At 57.7% G+C, this 21,102-nt stretch carries 19 protein-coding genes; 8 read left to right on the top strand and 11 right to left on the bottom strand.

Annotated elements, in window-relative coordinates; genetic code table 11:
- Positions 1 to 1,471 precede the first annotated feature (1,471 nt).
- Positions 1,472 to 1,894, top strand: a complete 423-nt coding sequence (gene uraH / locus AC1V0D_RS05610; protein ID WP_009090208.1) for a hydroxyisourate hydrolase — start codon at positions 1,472 to 1,474, stop codon at positions 1,892 to 1,894.
- Here uraH and AC1V0D_RS05605 read toward each other — a convergent pair.
- Positions 1,812 to 2,840 carry a LysR family transcriptional regulator gene (locus AC1V0D_RS05605; protein ID WP_482907088.1) on the bottom strand — a complete coding sequence of 343 codons (1,029 nt, stop codon included), beginning with the start codon at positions 2,838 to 2,840 and terminating at the stop codon, positions 1,812 to 1,814. The two genes, uraH and AC1V0D_RS05605, sit on opposite strands and share 83 nt — an antisense overlap.
- A 152-nt stretch (positions 2,841 to 2,992) precedes the next feature.
- Between AC1V0D_RS05605 and AC1V0D_RS05600 the strand changes: the two genes are divergently transcribed.
- Together AC1V0D_RS05600 and AC1V0D_RS05595 are read left to right on the top strand one after the other, a co-directional pair.
- Entirely contained in the window at positions 2,993 to 3,742 is a 750-nt protein-coding gene (locus AC1V0D_RS05600) for an SDR family oxidoreductase (RefSeq protein ID WP_337021159.1), read from the top strand.
- 145 nt (positions 3,743 to 3,887) lie between these two features.
- Positions 3,888 to 4,988 (top strand): NADH:flavin oxidoreductase/NADH oxidase, encoded by a 1,101-nt coding sequence (locus AC1V0D_RS05595; RefSeq protein WP_167428205.1) that lies wholly within the window; start codon positions 3,888 to 3,890, stop codon positions 4,986 to 4,988.
- A gap of 42 nt (positions 4,989 to 5,030) precedes the next feature.
- Here the strand turns inward: AC1V0D_RS05595 and AC1V0D_RS05590 are convergent, their stop codons facing one another.
- Positions 5,031 to 5,615, bottom strand: coding sequence for an NUDIX domain-containing protein (locus tag AC1V0D_RS05590; RefSeq protein ID WP_140028542.1), 585 nt, complete (start codon positions 5,613 to 5,615; stop codon positions 5,031 to 5,033).
- Between the two features lie 83 nt (positions 5,616 to 5,698).
- Between AC1V0D_RS05590 and AC1V0D_RS05585 the strand changes: the two genes are divergently transcribed.
- Positions 5,699 to 6,448, top strand: coding sequence for a DeoR/GlpR family DNA-binding transcription regulator (locus tag AC1V0D_RS05585; RefSeq protein ID WP_140028690.1), 750 nt, complete (start codon positions 5,699 to 5,701; stop codon positions 6,446 to 6,448).
- On the opposite strand, the gene AC1V0D_RS05580 is transcribed toward AC1V0D_RS05585, so the two are convergent.
- Together AC1V0D_RS05580 and AC1V0D_RS05575 are read right to left on the bottom strand one after the other, a co-directional pair.
- Positions 6,441 to 6,959, bottom strand: coding sequence for a glutamate racemase (locus tag AC1V0D_RS05580; protein WP_482907087.1), 519 nt, complete (start codon positions 6,957 to 6,959; stop codon positions 6,441 to 6,443). The genes AC1V0D_RS05585 and AC1V0D_RS05580 overlap by 8 nt on opposite strands.
- A 126-nt stretch (positions 6,960 to 7,085) precedes the next feature.
- Positions 7,086 to 7,484 carry a VOC family protein gene (locus AC1V0D_RS05575; RefSeq protein ID WP_167430839.1) on the bottom strand — a complete coding sequence of 133 codons (399 nt, stop codon included), beginning with the start codon at positions 7,482 to 7,484 and terminating at the stop codon, positions 7,086 to 7,088.
- A gap of 320 nt (positions 7,485 to 7,804) precedes the next feature.
- On the opposite strand from AC1V0D_RS05575, the gene AC1V0D_RS05570 reads away from it, so the two are divergent.
- Positions 7,805 to 8,836 carry an NADP-dependent oxidoreductase gene (locus tag AC1V0D_RS05570; protein ID WP_009090219.1) on the top strand — a complete coding sequence of 344 codons (1,032 nt, stop codon included), beginning with the start codon at positions 7,805 to 7,807 and terminating at the stop codon, positions 8,834 to 8,836.
- 42 nt (positions 8,837 to 8,878) lie between these two features.
- Here the strand turns inward: AC1V0D_RS05570 and AC1V0D_RS05565 are convergent, their stop codons facing one another.
- The 7 genes from AC1V0D_RS05565 to AC1V0D_RS05535 all read right to left on the bottom strand — a co-directional run bounded on the left by AC1V0D_RS05565 (position 8,879) and on the right by AC1V0D_RS05535 (position 17,864).
- Entirely contained in the window at positions 8,879 to 9,739 is an 861-nt protein-coding gene (locus AC1V0D_RS05565) for a PfkB family carbohydrate kinase (protein WP_046101822.1), read from the bottom strand.
- A 2-nt stretch (positions 9,740 to 9,741) separates the two neighbouring features.
- Entirely contained in the window at positions 9,742 to 10,599 is an 858-nt protein-coding gene (locus tag AC1V0D_RS05560; protein WP_009090221.1) for a MurR/RpiR family transcriptional regulator, read from the bottom strand.
- A complete protein-coding gene (locus tag AC1V0D_RS05555) occupies positions 10,599 to 11,570 on the bottom strand; it encodes an ABC transporter permease (RefSeq protein WP_482907086.1) in 972 nt (323 codons plus the stop codon). The genes AC1V0D_RS05560 and AC1V0D_RS05555 overlap by 1 nt, the downstream gene beginning before the upstream one ends.
- A 32-nt stretch (positions 11,571 to 11,602) precedes the next feature.
- Entirely contained in the window at positions 11,603 to 13,105 is a 1,503-nt protein-coding gene (locus AC1V0D_RS05550; RefSeq protein ID WP_482907085.1) for a sugar ABC transporter ATP-binding protein, read from the bottom strand.
- Between the two features lie 16 nt (positions 13,106 to 13,121).
- A complete protein-coding gene (locus AC1V0D_RS05545; RefSeq protein ID WP_009090224.1) occupies positions 13,122 to 14,162 on the bottom strand; it encodes a sugar ABC transporter substrate-binding protein in 1,041 nt (346 codons plus the stop codon).
- A gap of 67 nt (positions 14,163 to 14,229) precedes the next feature.
- The gene (locus AC1V0D_RS05540; RefSeq protein ID WP_058958215.1) at positions 14,230 to 15,210 is read right to left on the bottom strand and encodes a TIM barrel protein; all 981 of its coding nucleotides are present in this window, start codon (positions 15,208 to 15,210) and stop codon (positions 14,230 to 14,232) included.
- Between the two features lie 296 nt (positions 15,211 to 15,506).
- Positions 15,507 to 17,864 (bottom strand): membrane-bound PQQ-dependent dehydrogenase, glucose/quinate/shikimate family, encoded by a 2,358-nt coding sequence (locus AC1V0D_RS05535; protein WP_482907084.1) that lies wholly within the window; start codon positions 17,862 to 17,864, stop codon positions 15,507 to 15,509.
- 330 nt (positions 17,865 to 18,194) lie between these two features.
- On the opposite strand from AC1V0D_RS05535, the gene AC1V0D_RS05530 reads away from it, so the two are divergent.
- The 3 genes from AC1V0D_RS05530 (at position 18,195) to AC1V0D_RS05520 (ending at position 21,043) form a co-directional block, all read left to right on the top strand.
- A complete protein-coding gene (locus AC1V0D_RS05530; protein WP_267369336.1) occupies positions 18,195 to 18,440 on the top strand; it encodes a hypothetical protein in 246 nt (81 codons plus the stop codon).
- 92 nt (positions 18,441 to 18,532) lie between these two features.
- Positions 18,533 to 19,543, top strand: coding sequence for a GT-D fold domain-containing glycosyltransferase (locus tag AC1V0D_RS05525; protein ID WP_267369337.1), 1,011 nt, complete (start codon positions 18,533 to 18,535; stop codon positions 19,541 to 19,543).
- Positions 19,544 to 19,720: 177 nt separating this feature from the next.
- A complete protein-coding gene (locus tag AC1V0D_RS05520; protein WP_009090229.1) occupies positions 19,721 to 21,043 on the top strand; it encodes an MFS transporter in 1,323 nt (440 codons plus the stop codon).
- The last annotated feature ends 59 nt before the right edge of the window (positions 21,044 to 21,102 follow it).

Genomic DNA, 21,102 nt, shown 5'->3' with positions numbered 1-21,102 from the left:
GCGGCAGGCTTTATCATGACGATGCGCGGATGTGTGCAGGACCAGGCGTTGTTGGTGCAGCTGAGCGAGAGAAAAAGCAGGCGTTCAGGAGACGCATTTACAGCATTTTTGTGGCCGTCAGCCCTGATAGGAGCGCTAATTTTCACGTAGCGACGTCTCTGGCAGAGTGAGTAAAGCCGCCGGATGGCGTTAAACGAACAAAGCGCAGAGACGTGCAGACCGGACGCCCAATTCAGAGCAAAGCGGAAAGCGATTGAAAAGCTGAGCGCGCAGCATGTCGTGAGCGCTCAATTCATTCACTTAGCCGGGTGTGATATCTTCGGCATCGCGCACTGAAGAGAGTGAGTGAATCAGGCTGCGAAGAGGATGCCGTACGGATGCGCAGCAAACCACAAGGCATTCAGAAAAGCGGATGCGTGGCGGTGAGAAGATGAGGCCGAGTTGCACAGAGATTTACGGCCAGGCAAAAACAGCCAGGATCGGTGCCGAAAGGTAAACAGCGAAGCCCAACCCTGATAACGGAAAAGATGCGCATAATGTATATTATGTTAAATAGGATATATGAATACGGCTGTGGCTGCGTTATCTCGTTCCCTGCCGTGCTGCTGCCGACTTCGTTCCTGCCCGTCTGATGAGGCAATTATGATTCCCGGTCAACCCGATACCGGCTGTTCCCTTAGCGGCGATAACTTTCCGCGTATTCATCTTCCGGCACGTCTGCTGATTAACATCAGGCGATTCTTTGCTTCCACTGTTTTGAGCTGCCTGCACTGAAGCCTTATCAATCTCTTCGCACTCTCCGAAAAACGCCCACCTTCCCGGATGATTCCTCTTTCCCAGCCATCACCATTATTCCCGGCGTCCCTGAAAGCCAGCGCTGCTGGCGTGCATGCGTGACTTTACGGCTGATGATGCCGGTACGATCCTGGGTAAATGCATCCTGGCTACCTCTGCTGGCAACGGATTCTGTTTCACGGCCAGTTCAGTAACGGGCGCAGATGACGCCCTGACAGGCAAAGCATTCAGCGTGCGTCGCGCAGGCATACCGGCCCGATGACGCAAACCGCGTGGTTTACGGGCCGTTCGGTGAGCATGGCCCTGAATCTTCTCATCCCTCTGAATCAGCTGGATTTTATCACCCGCCAGGGGCTACAATCCCGGAGCTGCAACAGAATGAATCTCTGACACCTGAAGATTTTCTGTGACAATGTCACACTTTCTGTCACTGTTTTCCCACCCTGCGATTCTGCTGCCCTCTTCTTTTACATACCTTGCCGCTGCTTCATCCTGATCAGCGATTTCAGCACAAAGCTCAACTCAGGTAATGAGAGAGAATATGTATGATGTAACTAAAAAGACATGCACTTCTGGGAAATTTCACATTTAGCGCCGTTAAATGTCCCTTTCGCCTCAGCCCGATTACGCTTCAGCACAACAACACGCACTCCAACAGTCAATAAAGGAAACATTGATGAAAAAGACAACGGCTCTGATTGCCACCTTACTGATGACCTCTGGCGTATCTGCTGTCGCCGCTCAGCCTGCCGCTGCGAAAAATCCACTCAGCGTACACGTGCTCAACCTGCAGACCGGTCAGCCCACCGCGGGCATTGAAGTCGAGCTGGATCAGAAGCAGCAGGATAACTGGGTGAAACTGGCTTCTGGCGTGACGGATAACAATGGCCGCATCAGCGCCCTGTTCCCGCAGGACAAAACGGCCAGCGCCGGCAGCTATCGCGTAGTATTCAAAACCGGTGATTTTTATAAGAAGAGCAGCCAGAAAACCTTCTTCCCGGAGATCCCGGTGGAGTTCAACATGGAAGCCAGCGGTGAGCACTACCATATTCCCTTACTGCTAAGCCCGTTTGGTTACTCAACCTATCGCGGCAACTGATTGATTCTGCCCAATCCGGCATTAAGGTGCCGGATTGGGTCTCTCCCGCTATCCGCGCCGGAAAACAGGCCACCAGCCAGTCGATAAACACCCGCAGGCGTTGCGTGACGTGCCGGTTCTGCGGATAAACCAGATGAAACGGATACCCGGCAGGACGCCAGTCGCACAGGATCTCCACCATCTCACCCTGCCGCAGAATCGACGACAGCGAATAGCTGAAGGTCTGAATGATCCCCAGCCCGGCCAGCCCCGCAGCCAGATGCCCGTTGCTCTCATTGACGCCAATGCGATGCGCACTGGTTACCTCGATTTTTTCCCCGTCACGTTCAAACCGAAACGGAAATGGCCTGCCGGTCTGCGGAGAGAGATAGCTCACCAGCCGGTGGCCGTTGCGCAGTTCATCCGGATAGGCCGGTACGCCAAAGGCTTTCAGATAGGCGGGCGTCGCACAGGTGATCAGCGTGGCGTGCCCAATCAGACGGGCGATCAGAGAGGAGTCCATCAGCGGACCGCCGCGGATCACACAGTCAGCATTGTCACTGATCAGGTCGATCGGACGATCCGAAACGCCGAGATCCAGCGTAATGTCAGGATAGCGGGCAAAGAAATCGGGCAGCAGCGGAATCAGAACGTCCCGGGCAGTCGAACCGCCGACATCAATGCGTAACTGCCCGCGCGGCTTACTGCGCAGTGCATTAAAACAGGCATCCACATCCTCAAGGTCGTGCAGAATACGCAGCGCCTTCTCATAATATTCCCGCCCTTCCGCAGTCACGGTCACGCGCCGTGTGGTCCGCTGCAAAAGCCTGACGGAGAGATGCGCCTCCAGCTCCTGCACCAGCTTGCTCACCGTCGCTTTCGGCATGTTCAGCGTATCTGCAGCACGGGTAAAACTGCCGCTCTCTACCACCCGTGAAAAGGCTCTGATCGCCAGCAACTGATCCATTCTCTGCCCCTATTGTCCACCCGTGTGGATAGTCATTTTCATTTTAGCGGATTTATCCATCAATTCCGCTCTTTTACAGTGGCCCCCTGTCCGGCAGCGACGCTGACCGGGAAGCTTATCCTCATTCACTGACCGACTCCGGAGACGACTTTATGAGCGCATCACTCGCAGGAAAAATTGCCCTGGTCACAGGCGGAACAAGCGGAATTGGCCTGGCCACCGCACAGGAACTGGCGTCACAGGGCGCGCAGGTCTTTATTACGGGTCGCCGTCAGGCGGAACTGGATGCCGCCGTCGCGGACATCGGTGGAACGGTCACCGGTATCCGGGCCGATGCGTCACAGCTGCACGATCTCGACGACGTGTATGCCCGGATTGCGTCACAGTCGGGCCATCTGGATATCCTGTTCGCCAACGCCGGCGGAGGCGACATGCTGCCACTGGGGGCGATCACAGAGGCGCATTTCGATCGTATCTTCGACACCAACGTACGCGGCGTGCTGTTTACGGTTCAGAAAGCTCTGCCACTGCTGGTTGATGGCGCGTCGGTTATTCTTACCGGCTCTACCGCCTCGGCTCAGGGTACCGCAGCCTTCAGTGTCTACAGCGCCAGTAAAGCCGCCGTGCGCAACTTTGCCCGTTCATGGGCGCTGGATCTGAAAGATCGCGGCATCCGGGTGAATGTGGTGAGTCCCGGCCCTGTCCGTACTCCGGGCCTGGGCGGGCTGGTCAGTGATGATCAGCGTCAGGGCCTGTTTGATGCGCTGGCTGCGCAGATACCGCTGGGTCGCCTGGGTGAGCCGCAGGAGGTGGCCAGAACCGTTGCCTTCCTGGCGTCAGATGCCGCCAGCTTTATCAATGCGACAGAGCTGTTTGTCGATGGCGGAATGGCGCAGGTGTAACGTTACGCTTCAGACCCTGTGGCTGTCACAGCAGGGTCTGAACCGGGACACAATCACAAAATGTCACGTTGCATTACCCACGGTCTCCTCAATCCCCCGCTATAGTTATTGCCTGTCACATTCGTCATAACACCATGGAGATCACATGAGCCAACTTTTTTCCACTGTCTCACTGGGCGACCTTACGCTGGATAACCGCATTGTGATTGCGCCGATGTGCCAGTACTCAGCCGAAGCCGGTAATGCTACAGCCTGGCACCGCATCCACCTGGGTCAGCTCTCTTTTTCCGGCGCAGGCCTGATGATTATCGAAGCCACGGCGGTAGAAGACATTGGCCGCATCTCTCCCGGCGATCTCGGATTGTGGAATGATGAGAATGAAGCCGCACTGAAAACGGTGCTGGAGGATGTGCGCCGTTACTCCTCGATTCCGGTGGGAATTCAGCTGGGCCATGCCGGACGCAAAGCGTCGTGCGCGGTGCCCTGGGAAGGCGGCAAACAAATTGCACCGGATGCCGGCGGCTGGCAGACCATTGCCCCGTCAGCCGTGAGCTACAGCGCGGATGAAGTCAGACCGGTCGCGATGAGCGCCGATGACCTGGCCCGGGTGAAGCAGGCCTTTGTGGAGAGCGCCCTGCGTGCAGAGCGTCTGGGGCTGGATCTTATTGAAGTCCATGCCGCGCACGGCTATCTGCTGCATCAGTTCCTCTCTCCGCTGTCGAACCAGCGCACCGATGAGTATGGCGGATCGCTGGAGAACCGTATGCGCTTCCCGCTGGAAGTGTTCAAAGCGGTTCGTGACGCGGTTCCGGCCTCACTGCCGGTAGGCGTTCGCATTTCCGCGACGGACTGGGTCGAAGGCGGCTGGGAAATCAAACAGTCCATCGCCTTCTCGCGTGAGCTGGAAGCGCTGAACTGCGCCTATATCCATGTCTCCAGCGGCGGACTGTCGGAAGATCAGAAAATCAGCGTCGGCCCTAATTACCAGGTTCCGTTTGCCCGCGATATCCGTGAGCAGGTTTCCGTTCCGGTGATCGCGGTCGGCCTGATCACTGAGCCACAGCAGGCCGAGGATCTGCTGCAACAGGGCGAAGCCGATCTGGTGGCTCTGGCGCGCGGGATCCTCTACGACCCGCGCTGGCCATGGCATGCGGCCGCCGCGCTGGATGGCAAGGTGCAGGTGCCACCTCAGTATCTGCGCTCCGAACCGCATGACGTAAAAGGCATTCTGACCCAGGATCAGTAAGCCTTTCCCGGCAGACCGCTTATACAGGGGTCTGCCGTTAACTTATAAAATGCCCTTCAGCCGCAGATGCTGCAGCAGCATGATGGTCTTGGCATCCATGATTTCGCCCTGGTCAATCGCCCTGAGCGCCTGATCGAAATCAAGCTCCAGCACCTCAATATCCTCGCCCTCCTCTTCGATGCCGCCGCCCTCACCGCTTCGCGGCTGATCCCCATATTCGGCAATAAAGAAATAGAGCTTCTCGGTAACGGAGCCGGGACTCATAAAGGCTTCAAACACCTTCTCTACCCGGGTTACCCGATATCCGGTCTCCTCTTCGGCTTCTGCAACAATCCGGGCTTCCGGCGACGCGTTATCCAGCAAACCAGCCGCCGCCTCGATCAGGAAGCCATCGTGTCCATTGAGGAAGATGGGGAAACGGAACTGGCGGGTCAGCACCACGCTGCGTTTTTCACGGTTGTAGAGCAGAATCGCCGCGCCGTTACCACGGTCATAAGCTTCACGGCTCTGCTCCTGCCAGCGACCATCGCGGCGCAGCAGTGAGAACGTATATTTTTTCAGGGTATACCAGTTATCTGACAGCAACTGCTCATTGAGGATACGCACACGGGAAGAGGCTTGCGGCATGACAGGCTCCGGGAGTGATAGACAGCCTTCACGCTATCATGCACAATCGTGCACATTCAAGAAAAATCATGCAGAGGACAACGATGCTTTCCAGCCAGCGGAAACAGGCAATACTGGCGCTGCTCGCCCGTGAAAAACAGGTGCAGTCGCGCGATCTCAGCCAGCGGTTCGGCCTTTCTGAGGACTCCATCCGCCGTGACCTGCGTGAGCTGGCGGCAGAGGGTTTGCTGCAACGGGTGCATGGCGGTGCCCTGCCGGTCTCTGCCGCGCTGGGCACCTTTGAAACACGCAAAAACGTGCAGACCGCGTCGAAGCAGGCGATCGCGCAAAAGGCGGTTTCGCTGATCCAGCCGGGGCAGATCGTACTCATTGATGGCGGCACCACCAGCGCGGAACTGGTGCGACGCTTACCGCCGACGCTGAGCTTCACCGCCGTGACGCACAGCCCGAGCGTGGCACTGGCGCTGGTCGATCATCCGCAGGTGGAGATTATCCTGATTGGCGGGCAGCTCTATAAACACTCCGTGGTGACGGTGGGCGCCGCGATGCTGGAGTCGATAAGTCGCATCAACGCCGATCTCTTCTTTATGGGTGTCACCGGTGTGCACCCGGCTGCCGGACTGACCACCGGTAATTTCGAAGAGGCCACGGTGAAGCGGGCACTGGCCGGACGCGCAGCGGAAACCGTGGTGCTGGCGTCAGCAGAGAAGCTGAACGCCGCCTCTCCTTTTGCCATTGGCGAGTTGTCGCTTGCTTCAACCCTGGTCGTGGAAACGCCGCCGGATGAGCCGTTACAGCAGGCGCTGACCCGGCAGGGTGTCACAGTTATCTGAGATCGTAGCAGGCCTGCAGCGCCAGATCGGGGCCGGTGAGCGGACGCTGTGTGGCGGGAAACCGCTGCGCCACCGGCGTCATTGAACTTTGCGCCAGAGCCACCGCCACCGCGCCCTGCTGATAGGCCCGTTCTGCCGCCGCCGCAATCAGGTTAAAATAGCGGGTCGTGTTACCCGCCTTAAAGGCATCCCATGCCCCCGCCACCAGCTCCGTGTTCACCTGCGTGCCGGGCTGACAGAACAGCGCCCGGGTGGCCGCCACGGTCGATTCTGCCGCGCAGAGCGCCACCGCAGGCCCCGCCTGGCGATGCAGCGCCTCCGCCAGCATTTTGTCGGTGCGCATGACCCTGTCCTGCACGGGGAAATCGTCAGCTACCGGGGCCAGCGTCGAACAGGTGATCAGAATGGCATCAAACTGCGGCAGCACGCCCTCAATCAGCCGGGCCATCCGCAGACGTAAGTCACTGTCCATCCCGCCGCGCTCTTCGGCCTCAGCCAGCAGTGCAGGCATGACCAGATGATTCAGCGGCGGGGTGTGACGCGCCAGCGAGGCGGCAGCAGCATCAAAAATCGCAATGTTACTGGCCGCGGTGTGGAAGCAAAGTATGTTCAGGGGACACTCCGTTTCATTAAAAGATCAGCTTTCGACATGCCAGGCTGCATGCTGAATTACCACACGATAACCATCATCGTCACTGAATGTCACGCCCTGCCGATCCCAGTAAGGATTAAAAGAAGGCACCCGCCGGAATCCTGCCTCATCCATCGCGGCGCAACGGGCCAGCCAGTCAGGCCGATGCGGCAGGTAAAGCACCAGCAGATCCTCTTGCGACGGTGACGGCGTCAGGGGATGCGTAAGTGACTGCGTAAATTCCAGATGCCAGGCCAGACCCGGCGCGCCCAGCATCACGCCACTGAATCCCTCATGGTCGGTAAAGGCACCGATTTTCTGCAATCCTAACCCGTGACAATAGCGCTGAGACATTTCTGTCAGGCTGGTAACCGGCCGTGCGATTCGCATGTGCTGAATGTGCATGGTTCTCTCTCCTCTCTGTTTACTGAGTTCTATCACACTCATCCGCCCGTCCCGTGGCCCCGGATGCGCTGCAGAATCGCGCGAAGCAGTTTAATCAGGGCGCGATTTTGCAAGCGAATGTGAATATCACGCTGTCCGGGCAAGGGGCCGTCATCGCCTGACAGACGCTGTGTCACCCCGCCCGCAACGCTGCAATCGCTGATGAGGGGAACGGTCTGCCGCTCATCGTGCTAAAGGCATTCCCCTCTCCGTCATCTACACTTTTCCGGTATTCATACGGCGATGCCCTGTGCATTGCCAGGCCATAAAAGGATGACAATATGACTGAACACGCGCCTCAGAATCACGCCTGGTTACTGGCTTCACGCCCACACGGCGAGCCGACCAAAGAGAATTTCCGCCATGTGGCGCAGCCCGTGCCGGAACTGAAAGAGGGTGAAATTCTGCTGAAGACGATCTACCTGTCGCTCGATCCCTACATGCGTGGCCGGATGGATGAGGGGAAATCCTACGCCCCGCCAGCAGAGCTGGATCAGCCGATGGTGGGCGGCACCGTCTGTCAGGTGGCCGAATCAAAAAACAGCGAGTTTCATAAAGGCGACTGGGTCCTGTCGCAGAATGGCTGGCAGGAGTATGCCGTTTCCGATGGCAAAGAGATCGCGAAGCTGGGCAACGACCTGCCCAACCCTTCCTGGGCGCTGGGCATTCTCGGTATGCCAGGCTTTACCGCCTATATGGGCTTGATGGACATCGGCCAGCCGAAAGCCGGTGAAACCCTGGTGGTCGCCGCCGCAACCGGTCCGGTCGGCGCAACGGTGGGCCAGCTGGGGAAACAGAAAGGCTGTCGCGTGGTCGGTGTGGCGGGCGGTGAAGAAAAATGCCGTTATGCCATTGAAACCCTGGGCTTTGATGCCTGCCTCGATCACCACAGTGCCGACTTTGAAGAGCAGCTGAAGAACGCCTGCCCGGATGGCATCGATATCTATTTCGAAAACGTGGGCGGTAAAGTCTTTGATGCCGTGTTCCCCCTGCTGAACACCGCCGCGCGTGTGCCGGTCTGTGGTCTGGTGTCGGCGTACAGCCAGCGCGAGCTGCCGGAAGGCCCGGACAGAACCTCCCTGATCATGGCGGGTATCCTGAAACGTCGTATCCGTATGCAGGGCTTTATCATCTTTCAGGATTACGGCGACCGCTACCCTGAGTTCCTGAAGGCGATGACGCCGCTGGTGGAGAGCAAAAAGATCCACTATCGCGAGCACATGATTGAGGGATTAGAGAACGCGCCACAGGCGTTTATCGATATGCTGAACGGCAAAAACTTCGGCAAGACCGTAGTGAAGGTCGGCGGCTGATGGAATTTGTGTGCCACGTCAGTGACGTGGCACACGTCTCGATCAGTGTGGCTGCCGGGAAACGTGTTCGGCAGCCGCTCGGTTAGCCTCTTCTGCCGCTTCTCTCAGCGTTGCCCCGATGCTCAGACGCTGACACAACACACCGACAAAACAGTCCCCGGCACCATGGGTGCTGACCAGCGTCACCTTCTGCGCCACCAGCGTGTGCGTCTCTCCCGCCTCGCTGAAAGCGACGCCGTGTTCCCCTGCGGTCACGACCACCCTGGCAAAGCGTCCCGCCAGCGATTCCGCGGCCGCGCGGGCTGACGTCAGATCCTGTACGCTTATCCCGCACATATCGCGCGCTTCAATGGCATTGACCACCAGCAGGTCGATACACGCTTCAAACGCCGCCGACAGGGGGCGTGCGGGCGCGGCATTGACGCAGACCCTAATCCCTCGCTGTTGCGCCGCCCGGGCCGCACAAAGATTGACCGCTTCCGGCACCTCGTTTTGCAGCACAAGCAGAGAGACATCCTGCCAGAAGCCTGGCTGTTCGAAAGTCTCCAGCGGAATGTGCTGATTGGCATTGGACACCACGACGGCACCGTAATCCCCTTCGGCATCGGTAATCGCGACACTCATACCGGAAGGTATCGCCTCGATCACACTCACCGCCGTGCAATCGACGCCAGCCTGCTGCAGAAAGTCCCGCAGAAACTGGCCCTGCTGATCGCGTCCCACCGAACCGGCGAACCGCACCGCAGCCCCCGCCCGGGCCGCCGCCACCGCCTGATTTCCGCCCTTGCCGCCAGACTTATAGTGACAGGCACTGCCCATCACCGTTTCGCCTTTCTCCGGACGATGAGGCGCGTCCAGCATAATGTCGTAATGAAGACTGCCGGTGACTGCAATTTTGCTCATAGCTAGAATTCCCGCAGATCCTGAACCGCATGCTGGGTTTTCATCAGGTTCTTCTCCGCCCGCTTCAGATCTTTCTTGGCGATAGCGACAAACAGCGCGTCCAGAATATTGAGCTGGGCGATGCGTGACGCGGCGTTTTCACCCAACAGATGCGATCCCTGAGAGGTTGAATTGAGGACCACATGCGCACTCTGCGCGATCGGCGATTCGGCGTAGTTGGTAATGGCGATCACTTTCGCACCATTTCTTCCCGCCAGTTTGACCGGATCGTTCACTGCGCGTGTTGCACCCGAGTGGCTGATGGCGATAACCACATCGTCATCAGATAACACGGCGGCTGACATCAGCATGATATGGGCGTCATCATAGGCGGTCGACTTGATGCCTATCTTCAGCATCTTGTGTGACAGATCCCGCGCGACGGCGGCAGAACCGCCAACGGCATAGAGATCGATATGACGCGCTTTAAAGATAATGTCCGCCGCCCGATTGAACTCAGAAACATCCAGAATTGATAAGGTCTCTTCAATCGCCTGGATTGAGGTTCTGAACACTTTGGCCAGCAACTGCTCCGACGAATCATCCGGCTCAATTTCCGCATGCAGCCCCGCCACTTCAGACTGGTTGTAATAGATCAGACCACTTCTGAAATGTCTGAAGCCGGTGAAGTTAAGCTTTTTGGTGATCTTAACGATCATCGCTTCAGAGACATTATTTTCCTGCGCAATCTCTTTTAAGGATGACTGCTCGGTAATGTCGGTTCGGGCAATGATGGCCTCAGCCACCCGACGTTCTAACGGCGTCAGCTGGGGCAAACGCATACGAATCTGAGCACCAATGGCTCGCGGATCTTGCTTCATTACCTGCCTCGGGTCGCCCGGTCAATCAACATCGCTATGATAATAATAAGGCCGGTAGCGAGCAATTGGTAAAAGGCCTGAATATTCAGCAAGGTCAAGCCATTACGCAGCACGCCGAGGATCACCACGCCAATCAGCGTCCCGAAAATGCTCCCTTTCCCCCCCATCAGTGAAGCCCCACCAATGGCCGCCGCCGCGATAGCGTCCAGCTCCCACAGGTTACCGATGGTTGGCTCGGCAGCACCCAAACGACCAATCAGAATCAGCGCGGCCAGTGAGGCCAGCAGGCCGGAGAAGATGTAAACCGTCACCTTGGTGCGCTTCACGGGCACACCGGCGACCCGTGCCGCCTCTTCGTTGCCGCCAATCGCCAGAATATATTCCCCCAGCGGGGTTTTATTCATGACCGTCCACAGCAGCAGCGCGATGATCGCCACAATCACGATGGGGGTCGGGATACCTAAAATCGTGCTGTTGATCAGGCTGCGAAACGCCAGCGGAATACCGAAAACCGGATTTCCGCCGGTCGAGATCAGCGCAATGGCCCGGAACAGCGACAGGCCACCCAGTGTCACAATAAACGGCTGCAGCCCGGCATAAGCGATGAGTGACCCACTGAACAGACCACACATCGCGCCGACGCCCAGCGTGGCGAGGATCGCCAGCGGCACCGGTACACCTGACGCCATCAGGGTCGCCCCGAGCACCGCCGAGAGAGCCGCGGTGGGGCCGACCGAAAGGTCAATCCCGCCGGAGATGATCACCAGCGTCATGCCCAGTGCAATCAGGGCGTTGATCGAAGACTGCTGCAGAATGTTCAGCAGATTTGGCAGTGTGAAAAACACCGGCGACAGAAACGAAAATGTCACCGCGATAATCAGTAAGCCGATTAAGGTACCGGCATCCCGTACGTTAAATTTAAGCCGCAGCGCAGGACGGGTATCCGGCCCGGTAGAGGTCTGAGTGGTCATAGTTATCACCTTGGTGAATGTCAGGTAAGCGGTCAGGCAGGCTGGTCGCTCTCTTTAATGGCATAACGGGCAATGTTCTCTTCGGTGATGGCGCTGCCGGTAAGCTCTCGGGTGATCCGCCCTTCCCGCATCACCAGCACCCGGTCTGAGATGCGCATAATCTCGGTCATCTCTGATGAGACCACCACAATGGCTTTGCCCGACTGCGCCAGCTTTTCAATCAGATGATAGATCTCAGACTTGGCGCCAATGTCGATGCCACGCGTCGGCTCATCAAACAGAAACACATTGGCGTCCGCCGCCACCCAGCGGCCGATGATCACCTTTTGCTGATTACCGCCGCTCAGCGTGCCGATGGTTTTTTCGATATCGAGCGGGCGCAGCTTCAGATCGCCCATTACGCGCAGCGCTTCCCGATCGAGCCGGGCCTGGTTCATCAGCCCCGCCAACGTGAAACGGTGCATCGATGGCAGCGCCATATTCATCTTCACGGCCCGCTCTTTGATGATGCCCTCTTTTTTGCGATCTTCCGGCACCAGGCCAATGCCCGCCTTAATGGCGGCGCGCACGTTGTGGTTCTGCACCGGGTTGCCATTGACGCTCACTGAGCCGCGCGTACGCCGGTCAATACCGGCAATCAGCTTCAGCAGTTCAGTGCGACCCGCGCCGACCAGCCCGGCGATCCCCAGCACCTCGCCAGCCCGCACGCTGAAGTTCGCCCCAACCACCTCCTTGCCGCGCGTCAGATCCTCGACCCGCAGCACTTCGCGATCGCTGACAAACGTCTGATGATGGAGTTTGTCGATCTTCCGTCCGACCATCTTCGCGACGATGCTCTCTTCATTCTCCTCACGGATATTGACCACGCCGACCTGCTTACCGTCACGCATAATGGTCGCGCGGTCGCAGACCCGGAAAATCTCATTCATCTTGTGCGACACGTAGATCAGCGAAACGCCCGTCGACTTCAGATCGCCAATCAGCTCGGCCAGACGGTCAAACTCCCGTGGCGTCAGGCTGGAGGTTGGCTCATCCATCGCGATGATTTTTGCGTCGTCCAGCAGCGCACGGGCAATCTCAACAATCTGCTGCTGCGACACTTTGAGATTCCGGATCGGCGTATCGGGATCGATAGTGGGATCCAGCGTCTTCAGAATCAGCGCAGCCCGCGCCAGCTGCGCTTTTTTATTCACCCATAAGCCTCCGGCGCAGGTTATCGGGCGACCCAGAAACATGTTCTGCGCGACGGAAAGCTCCGGAACGTGCTGCAACTCCTGATGGATCATCGCAATCCCGGCCTGCCGGGCGCTGAGGGGGCTGCGGATCTGAACCCGGTTGCCGTTGACGCTGATCTCTCCGCTGTCCGCGCCGCGTACGCCGGAGAGGATGTTCAGCAGCGTCGACTTGCCCGCGCCATTTTCTCCGATCAGCGCATGCACCTCGCCGGGCCGCACCGTAAAATCGACATCCTGCAGCGCGGCGGCGTTACCGTAACTTTTACTGATGCCGCGCATCATTAAGCGAAACTGTTCCATACCCGCTCCCGCTGACTTATTGCTGAACCAGCAACTGACGCAACCGCGCGTTATCTTTGGTTGAGAACGCGTCGACATTCTCTTTGGTAATCAGCGCCTGAGGCGTTGAAACCACACGCGACAGCTTCTGACCGTTGATCAGACGGATCATGACGTCCATTGCCACTTCACCGGTAAGAACCGGAAAGCTGTCTACCGTGCCGGTGAGTTCACCGCGTTTAATCGAGGCGTAAGCATCAGAAATGCCGTCGGTGCCAAAAATCGCCACCTGTGACGCTTTGTTCTGCGCACGCACCGCTTCCACCACGCCCAGCGCCATCGTGTCGTTGTTGGCGTAGATGCCGATCAGATCAGGGTGCTGCTGCAGAATGGTCGACGCGGCATTAAAGGCCTGCTCGCGACTCCAGTTCGCCGGCACGCTGGCGACAATGGTGAACTTCCCGGCGCTGTCCAGCGTCTCTTTGAATCCACGGGTTCGCTGACCGGCGGCATACACCCCCGGCTGCCCTTCAATGACCGCCACTTTGCCGCCCTGCGGATGGTGCTGAATAAACCATTTTGCTACCCGCACGCCGTTATCTTTCTGGACGTTGCCGACGTAGTAGCGCGCATCCGGCATCACAGCGTCATTGACGTTGACCACCGGAATATTTTTACTGCTGGCACTCTCCAGCGCAGGCTGCAGGTTAATGTCGGTCTGCGGCGAGACCAGCAGGCCATTGAAGCCCTGCGAGATCAGGGTTTCCGCAATCGACAGCTGACCAAGCTGATCGTCTTCATTAGCCGCCGCCTGATAAGCCACCGTGATGCCATATTTCTTTGCTGCGTTCTGGTAGCCCTGGCCGAGTGAGCGCCAGTATTCATTGGTCAGGGTTTTTGACACCCCGCCAATCTTCAGCGCCTTGTCGACTTTTGGCAGGGCACCATATTTGCTGTCGAGCTGCGTCCAGTCGGTACGATCCGGTTCCGTATCTGACTGCAACGGGGCCAGGTCTGCCGCATAGACGGTGCTGCAGAGCAGTGATGAGGCGATAAGAGCAAGCAGGCGTTTTTTCATTTTTTTATTCTCAGGGTGTGGGTAACGTTTTTTGTTCTACAGACTCAGGTTACGCAGAAGCGGGCCGTTATCGCGCCAGCATGATGTCATTGACGATCTGCTGGGAGGCAACGGCATCCTGACGCTCGATGGCCGCCAGTAATGCCGCGTTGCCATGCAGCTGGTCACACAACCTCAGCAAGCGGGTGACGGTCGCGATATTGCTTTCCGCTTCCCGAATCGGGTCAAGGCCGCTGGCATCCGGGAACGTATCGAAGTAGTAGGCACCGCGGTAGCCGTCGCGCTGCATCTGCCAGAGAAACTCCAGCGTGGCGCGTGGATTGACCGAGCCGACCATCAGCCCGTCGTCGCGTTTGCCCCAGCCATCATTCAGGTCCAGCCCCAGCAACCGCGAGCGGCGTGCCACCATCGCGGCGGCGAAGGCCGGGATCTCATTGGCAAACAGCACGTGAGCAAAATCCAGAGTGATCCCCAGATTGGCGCAGCCCGCCTCTTCCACCGCCAGCAGACAGGTGGTGGCGTTGGGAAAGATGCTGTAGGCGCGCGGCTCGTTGGGCTTATATTCAATGCTGACATCCACATCCGGGGCGTACTCCGCCACCTCACGCACCGCGCTGACGGCATCCTCCCAGATCTTCTTATAGTCCGCCTGAAAGCAGTAATCGAAACCGTCCTGCCCCATCCACAGCGTCATCAGCCGGGAACCAAACTCCCGACCGGCGTCGATACCGCGTTTGGTCAGCTCGATCGCTTCGCGACGCACTCTGGCGTCAGGATGAGTGAACGCGCCAATTTTGAACTGGGGCGCATCCCAGCGCATCTGCATCCCGTTGACCGCCAGACCCGCATCGCTGATCGCCTGGCGCAGCGTGGGAATGTCGCTGGTGAGATGCTGCGGATAGTTAAGGTCGAGATGCGTCAGACCTTTAACCTTACCTGCACGGGCCACCATCTGCAGTACCGAGGGCTTGCCCTGCTGGCCGGGCCAGTAGAGGTGCGCCCCCGAGGCGAAAGAGTTAAGACGGGTAGCAAATTTCAGTTCCGACATGAGCGTCAATCCTTCAGAGTGCGTATTGTGAAGTACTTTTCATATTAACGATTAGTTGTGAAGTTATGGTTTACTCTACGCTTCGCGGCTCAATGCGCAAGTCGGACAGGCCAGGCAAATCGCTAAACCGCGAGCGCTGTCACGAAATAGTTTCGATACGGTATCATCGGTCAGGCAGGTTTTGCTTGAAGAATAGAAAGGTAATACAACGGGTTGTAATGCAGAGAGAGAGGGCGAATCGGGCAGACTGAAAAGTAAAAAAAACTGAGCGCCCGTATGGCGCTCAGTCTCTGAGGTTACTTCAGGCGGAAAGCGACCACGCTGTCGCCCGCCGTGGTGCCGAGCGAGCCATGCCCCCCCGCCGCAATCACCACATACTGCCGGCCATCTTTACCCATAAAGGTTGATGGCGTGGCCTGCGCACCGGCACTCAGCTCCGTCTGCCACAGCAGTTCGCCGGTGGTGCTGTCGTAAGCCCGGAAGAAGTTATCCGCCGTCGCACCGTGGAACACCAGATCACCCGCCGTCAGCAGCGGCCCACCGTGCGCCACCATGCCCATCGGGAATCCCAGCGGGAAGCGGCCGGGCAGGAAACGGGTCTTCAGGTTTTTGGTGGTGCCGACGCGGCGCAGCCACGCGGTTTTACCGGTAGTGAGATCCACCCCCACCATCCGTCCCCACGGCGGCGCAATGCAGGGAATGCCCAGCCCGGAAGCCATCTGCTGAATATGGATCGCGTAGTCACCGTGGAAGTTCTCATTCCAGTATGGCGTGCCATCTTTGGTGAAGGTCCGCTGCGTTTCCGTTTCCGGCGTGCGTTTAATCAGGTTGTATTTGTAGGCCAGACGCACCGGGGTCGCTATCAGCATCTGACGCTGCGGATCGACAGCGACAGAGCCCCAGTTAAAGACACCGATGTTGCCGGGGAAGATCAGCGATCCTTTCTCCGTTGGCGGCGTCCACGGATTGCCATCATAGCGCAGCTCGCGGAACGTGATGCGGCAGGCCATCTGGTCAAACGGCGTAATGCCCCACATGGCGCTCTCCGTCAGCGGCTGCGGAATGAAGTTCAGGCTGGAAACCGGCTGGGTTGCCGCATACTGCTCGCCCGGGATACCGTCCGTGGAGACCTTCACCTGCTCAACCGGATATACCGGCTCGCCGGTCAGACGGTTCAGCACAAACAGGTTGCCGGTTTTGGTCGGCAGGATCACCGCCGGTTGTGGCCTGCCCTGATAGCTGATGTCCACCAGCGAGGGCTGCGACGGATTATCGCGGTCCCAGAGGTCGTGGTTTGCGCTCTGATAACGCCACCTGAAAGCACCGGTCTTCAGATCCAGCGCCACCAGCGCATCACGGAATTTCTCGGTATTACTGGCCGGATCGCGAGCCGTGCCGACTTCATCCGGTGAAGCATTACCAAAGGGAACGTAGACCAGACCGTTCTTCAGGTCGGCGCTCAGGGTTGCCCAGGCGACCGGGGTGTCCTGCGGATAGATGACCGCGTCAGCAACAGGCGCGCTCTTTTCCGGGTTAGCCGGATCGAAGTTCCACACCAGACGCCCGGTGACCGCATCATAGGCACGGATGACACCTGACGGATTGCCGGTGTTGAACCCGTTATCCATGACCGAACCGCCCACAATCACCAGATTACCGGCCACCAGCGGTGCGGCCGTCTGCATCAGTGCGTGCGGGCGCAGCTCGCCCATATTAGCGCGCAGATCCACCTCACCGTTGTTGCCGAAGTCAGCGCAGGGTTTGCCGGTGTCGGCATCCAGCGCCCGCAGGCGGGCATCGGTGGTGGCGTTAAAAATTCGCTTGCGGCAGAGGGCCGGTGCCCTTTCCGTCGCCTGCTGCGCCAGCTGACCGGCATCGAAGTAGCTCACACCGCGACAGGTCTGATGCTGCTGCAGCCAGGAGCGGTTTTTATCCGGGACGGCTTTCCATTTCACCGCCCCGGTTTCCGGGTCAAGCGCATGCACTTCGTTGTGCGGCGTACAGAAGTAGAGCATGCCATTAGCTTTCAGCGGCGTCGCTTCAAAGGTGTACTCGGTGGCATCGCCCTCCTGACGCAGATCGCCGGTGTGATAGGTCCACGCCACTTCCAGATTTTTCACGTTATCTTTGGTGATCTGTTTCAGCGCCGAAAAACGCTTACCCTCCGCTGTCCCGCCATAGGCGCGCCACTCCTCATCTGCGCCACCGGTGACGGAGTTGTTTCGGGCTGTCGTGATGGTCCCCTGCTGCGGCAGCGGATCGTAGAAGCAGAGGCCGGCGACCAGCAGCAGCATCACAATAACCGAGCTGCCCAGGAAAGGATGAAAGCGGCGCTGTCCCTGAAACAGAGGACGTACCACCCAGGGCAGCGCCAGCCAGACGCCGAGCACCCCGAACAGATCCCCGCGCGGGATCCACTGCCACTTATCGAAGCCCACTTCCCGGATCATCCAGAACAGTGTGATCCACATCAGCAGCGCATAGAGCGTCAGCGCGCTGCGTTTCTCCATCCACAGCAGAACTGCGCTAAGCAGCACGCCCACACCCATCAGCGCATAAAATGCGCTGCCTCCTGCCAGCAGGAGTTGTCCTCCCATGTAAATCAGGGCAATAGCAAGTATCACCATGATTATACTGGTTATTTTATTGATCATGATCCTTCCTCGGGTCATTAGCGGCGTCAGAAACGTTAAACGTGAAACATAATTTCAACGAGATTTTAACTTACACATGAAATATGTAAAAACGTGTACAGACGTAAATCATTAATGAATTTTATTTAACCGCACCCGATCCAGACCGGTATTGCCGCTTTTTCTGCTTCCGGAAGGGACAATAACGCGATATTCATCACAATAAATTAAGCTCAGGCCGCAGGTTATCGCACCTTTTGTTCAAAAGTGGAGAAATATCAGACAAGCCGGGCTTCAGTAATGCTCACTTATGCGTCATCGCTGAATTAAAAGGAGTGTCAAATAATCATAATGCTTTTTAATCCCTGTTCAGGGTTTAATCTTATTGCTGAAACTGGCAACGCGACTGTTCCGCATCTTTTATTTTCCAGCGAGCCCCGACTGGCGCAGCGCGAAATTATTTTTCGCCCGTTTATTCGGGACAGACATTTATCACCGCCCTGTTTAACCGGCCGGAAAGCAATAATTAATACATTAATGCAGGAAGGCATTCCGGCGCTGAAAACGATTTCAGACTTTCCGCAGCCTGCCGCTTAATTTATCTGTGATATATATCAGCATTATCTTTCCAGTTTATCCGGCCAGCAGGCAGGATTTTTTTCATGCAGCAATAACTCAGGCAGGTAATTATGTCCGCATTGAATGCGATTTATCGCAAGCTTCGTTTTCCGTTTAAATTTATACACGCCGCGATTCGTTACCCTGCCGCCCAGGCGCGGGTAAAACGTTATTCTGTTATGTCGATAGAAGAGACGATTGACCTGTTATTGCGTAATCCTCAATTATCGCTGGCCCGTTATGGTGACGGTGAACTGGAGATGACCTGGTATAAAAACATCGGCTTTCAGCCCTTTGATCCGAACCTCTCTGCGCGGCTGAAGGCCCTGCTGCAGCAGGAGCCACAGGCCAACCCGAACTGTCTGATCTGTCTGCCCGATGCCTTTCGCACCACCCGTAATATGCGCAGTGGATCGGCCCTGTTCTGGTTCTTCCATAAATCCTTTTATTTCAGGCATTATGATGCGCTGCTGAATAGTCAGTACCGCTATGGAAATACTTCCGTGACCCGCCCTTATCACGACTATAAAGGCAAACAGTTATCCCGGACGATATTTGATAAATTTAAACAGCTCTATAAGGGCCGCCGGGTATTAATTGTGGAAGGCAGCGGAACACGTCTGGGATTAGGCAACGATTTACTGGATGGTGCCCTGGAGGTGAAACGTATTACCACGCTGAACCGTAATGCCTTTTCTGTTTACGATCGTCTTTTTGACACGGTATTAGCGCAGGCGGTCAGCTTTGATCTGGTCTTAATTTCATTAGGCCCGACCGCTACCGTGCTGGCCTATGATTTAAGTCAGCACGGTATTCGCTGTATTGATAGCGGACACGTTGATATTGAATATGAATGGATGCTGGCCAGCGCCACACATAAAATGAAAGTCGAAGGCAAAAACGTGAATGAGGCGGGCGTACTGCTGGGTGAACAGACCACGGTGGAAGATGCAACCTATCAGCAGCAGATCCTGCAGCACGTTGGCGAAATGCCACCGGCAAAGCCGGGTTCTGATGCCGCGGTGGTCGCGGTCGTGGTTCCCCTGCCACATGTCAGCACGACTCACCATAATGCGGCCTGAGACTCCCCATCGGCAGGCAGTGGCTGCACTGCATTGATGCGCAGGCGAATAATTAGCGCGATCACTGCCTGATGTGGCAGGCGGGCTCCCCGGCCCGCCGGGCTTTGCCGGACGATGCGCTTTTCCGGCATCAATTTTGCTTCAGCTCTCCTGAAACTATCAATCAGGAGAAGTGAGATGACACCCAGCCGTTACCGTTACACCATATTTTCACTGCTGTTCCTGATCGCGCTGATTAACTATATCGATCGCGGCGCCCTCTCATTTGCAGCCAACGCCATTGCGGCAGAATACCATTTCAGTAAGGTGCAGCTCGGCGCCGTGCTGGGCTACTTTGGCTTTGGCTATCTGTTTGGTTCGCTGTGCGGCGGGTTTCTGGCTGACCGCATCGGCACCAAAAAAGTCTGGCTGCTGGCGGGCGTACTCTGGTCGTTACTGGAGATCGCCACCGCCTGGGCGGGTGAGCTCGGTATGGCACTGTTTGGCGGCTCAGCCATTATGGGCTTTGCCGCCCTGCGCATTCTGTTCGGCTTTTCCGAAGGCCCGGCCTACGCGCTGATGAACAAGGCGATTGCCCACTGGGCACCCGACAACGAGCGTGGCTTTGCGCTGGGCATCGGCCTGCTCTCGACCCAGGTCGGCGCGCTGCTGACCGCCCCAATCGCCGTGGGCCTGCTGCTGCTGACCCATGACTGGCGCATGATGTTTATTCTGCTGGGGGTCTTTTCCCTGCTGGCGATGGCGCTGTTTGCCCGGACCTTCAGCGACAGCCCGGAAAAGAGCGCCGCCACCAATCCGGCCGAGCGCGCGCTGATCCACGCCGGGCAGCGCCGCAGCGCGGCCGACAGTGTGCCGCTGCCCTGGTGGCGCTTTTTCACCAGCCGGACGCTGGTCTGCAACGCGCTGGGCTATTTCTCCTTCCTCTACATCACCTTCACGCTGGTGACCTGGATGCCGAAATATCTGCAGGATAATTTCCACTACGATCTGCACTCGCTGTGGTACGTGGCGATGATCCCGTGGAGCGGTGCCTGCCTGACGGTCCTGCTGGGCGGTCGCATCGCCGACGCGCTGCTGGCGCGCTTCCATAACCTGCGGCTGGCGCGCAACCTGTTCGCCGCCGTGACGCTCTGCGGCACCGCCTGCTGCTTTATGGCGATCCCCTATATGCAGTCGGCCGCCGGCATTATTGCGCTGATGACCCTGGGCAATGCCCTCAATGCGCTGGTGAATAATGTCTACTGGTCGGTGGTGATCGATGTCAGCCCGAAAGCCTCGGTAGGCACCTTCAGCGGTATGACGCTGGCGATTGCCAATCTGGCGGCGATTATCTCACCGATGCTGTGCGGCTGGCTGGCGGAGTATTACGGCTATAACGCGATGTTCACCGTGACGGCGCTTATCGCCTTTGGCAGCATGCTGGCCATGACGCTGCTGCAGCCGGAAAAACCGCTGGTGGCTGACGCCGGGAGCGGCACCGCCGACGTTTCTGCTGCCTGACAGGTCAGCCGCAGGGGCGCACCCGCCTGCACCATCTCAGCATGACAGTCAAAAAAGCC

The organism is Pantoea sp. PA1 (assembly GCF_056856975.1).
Note: the sequence above shows the minus strand (reverse complement) of the source record. Positions and strands in the feature narration are given on the sequence as shown.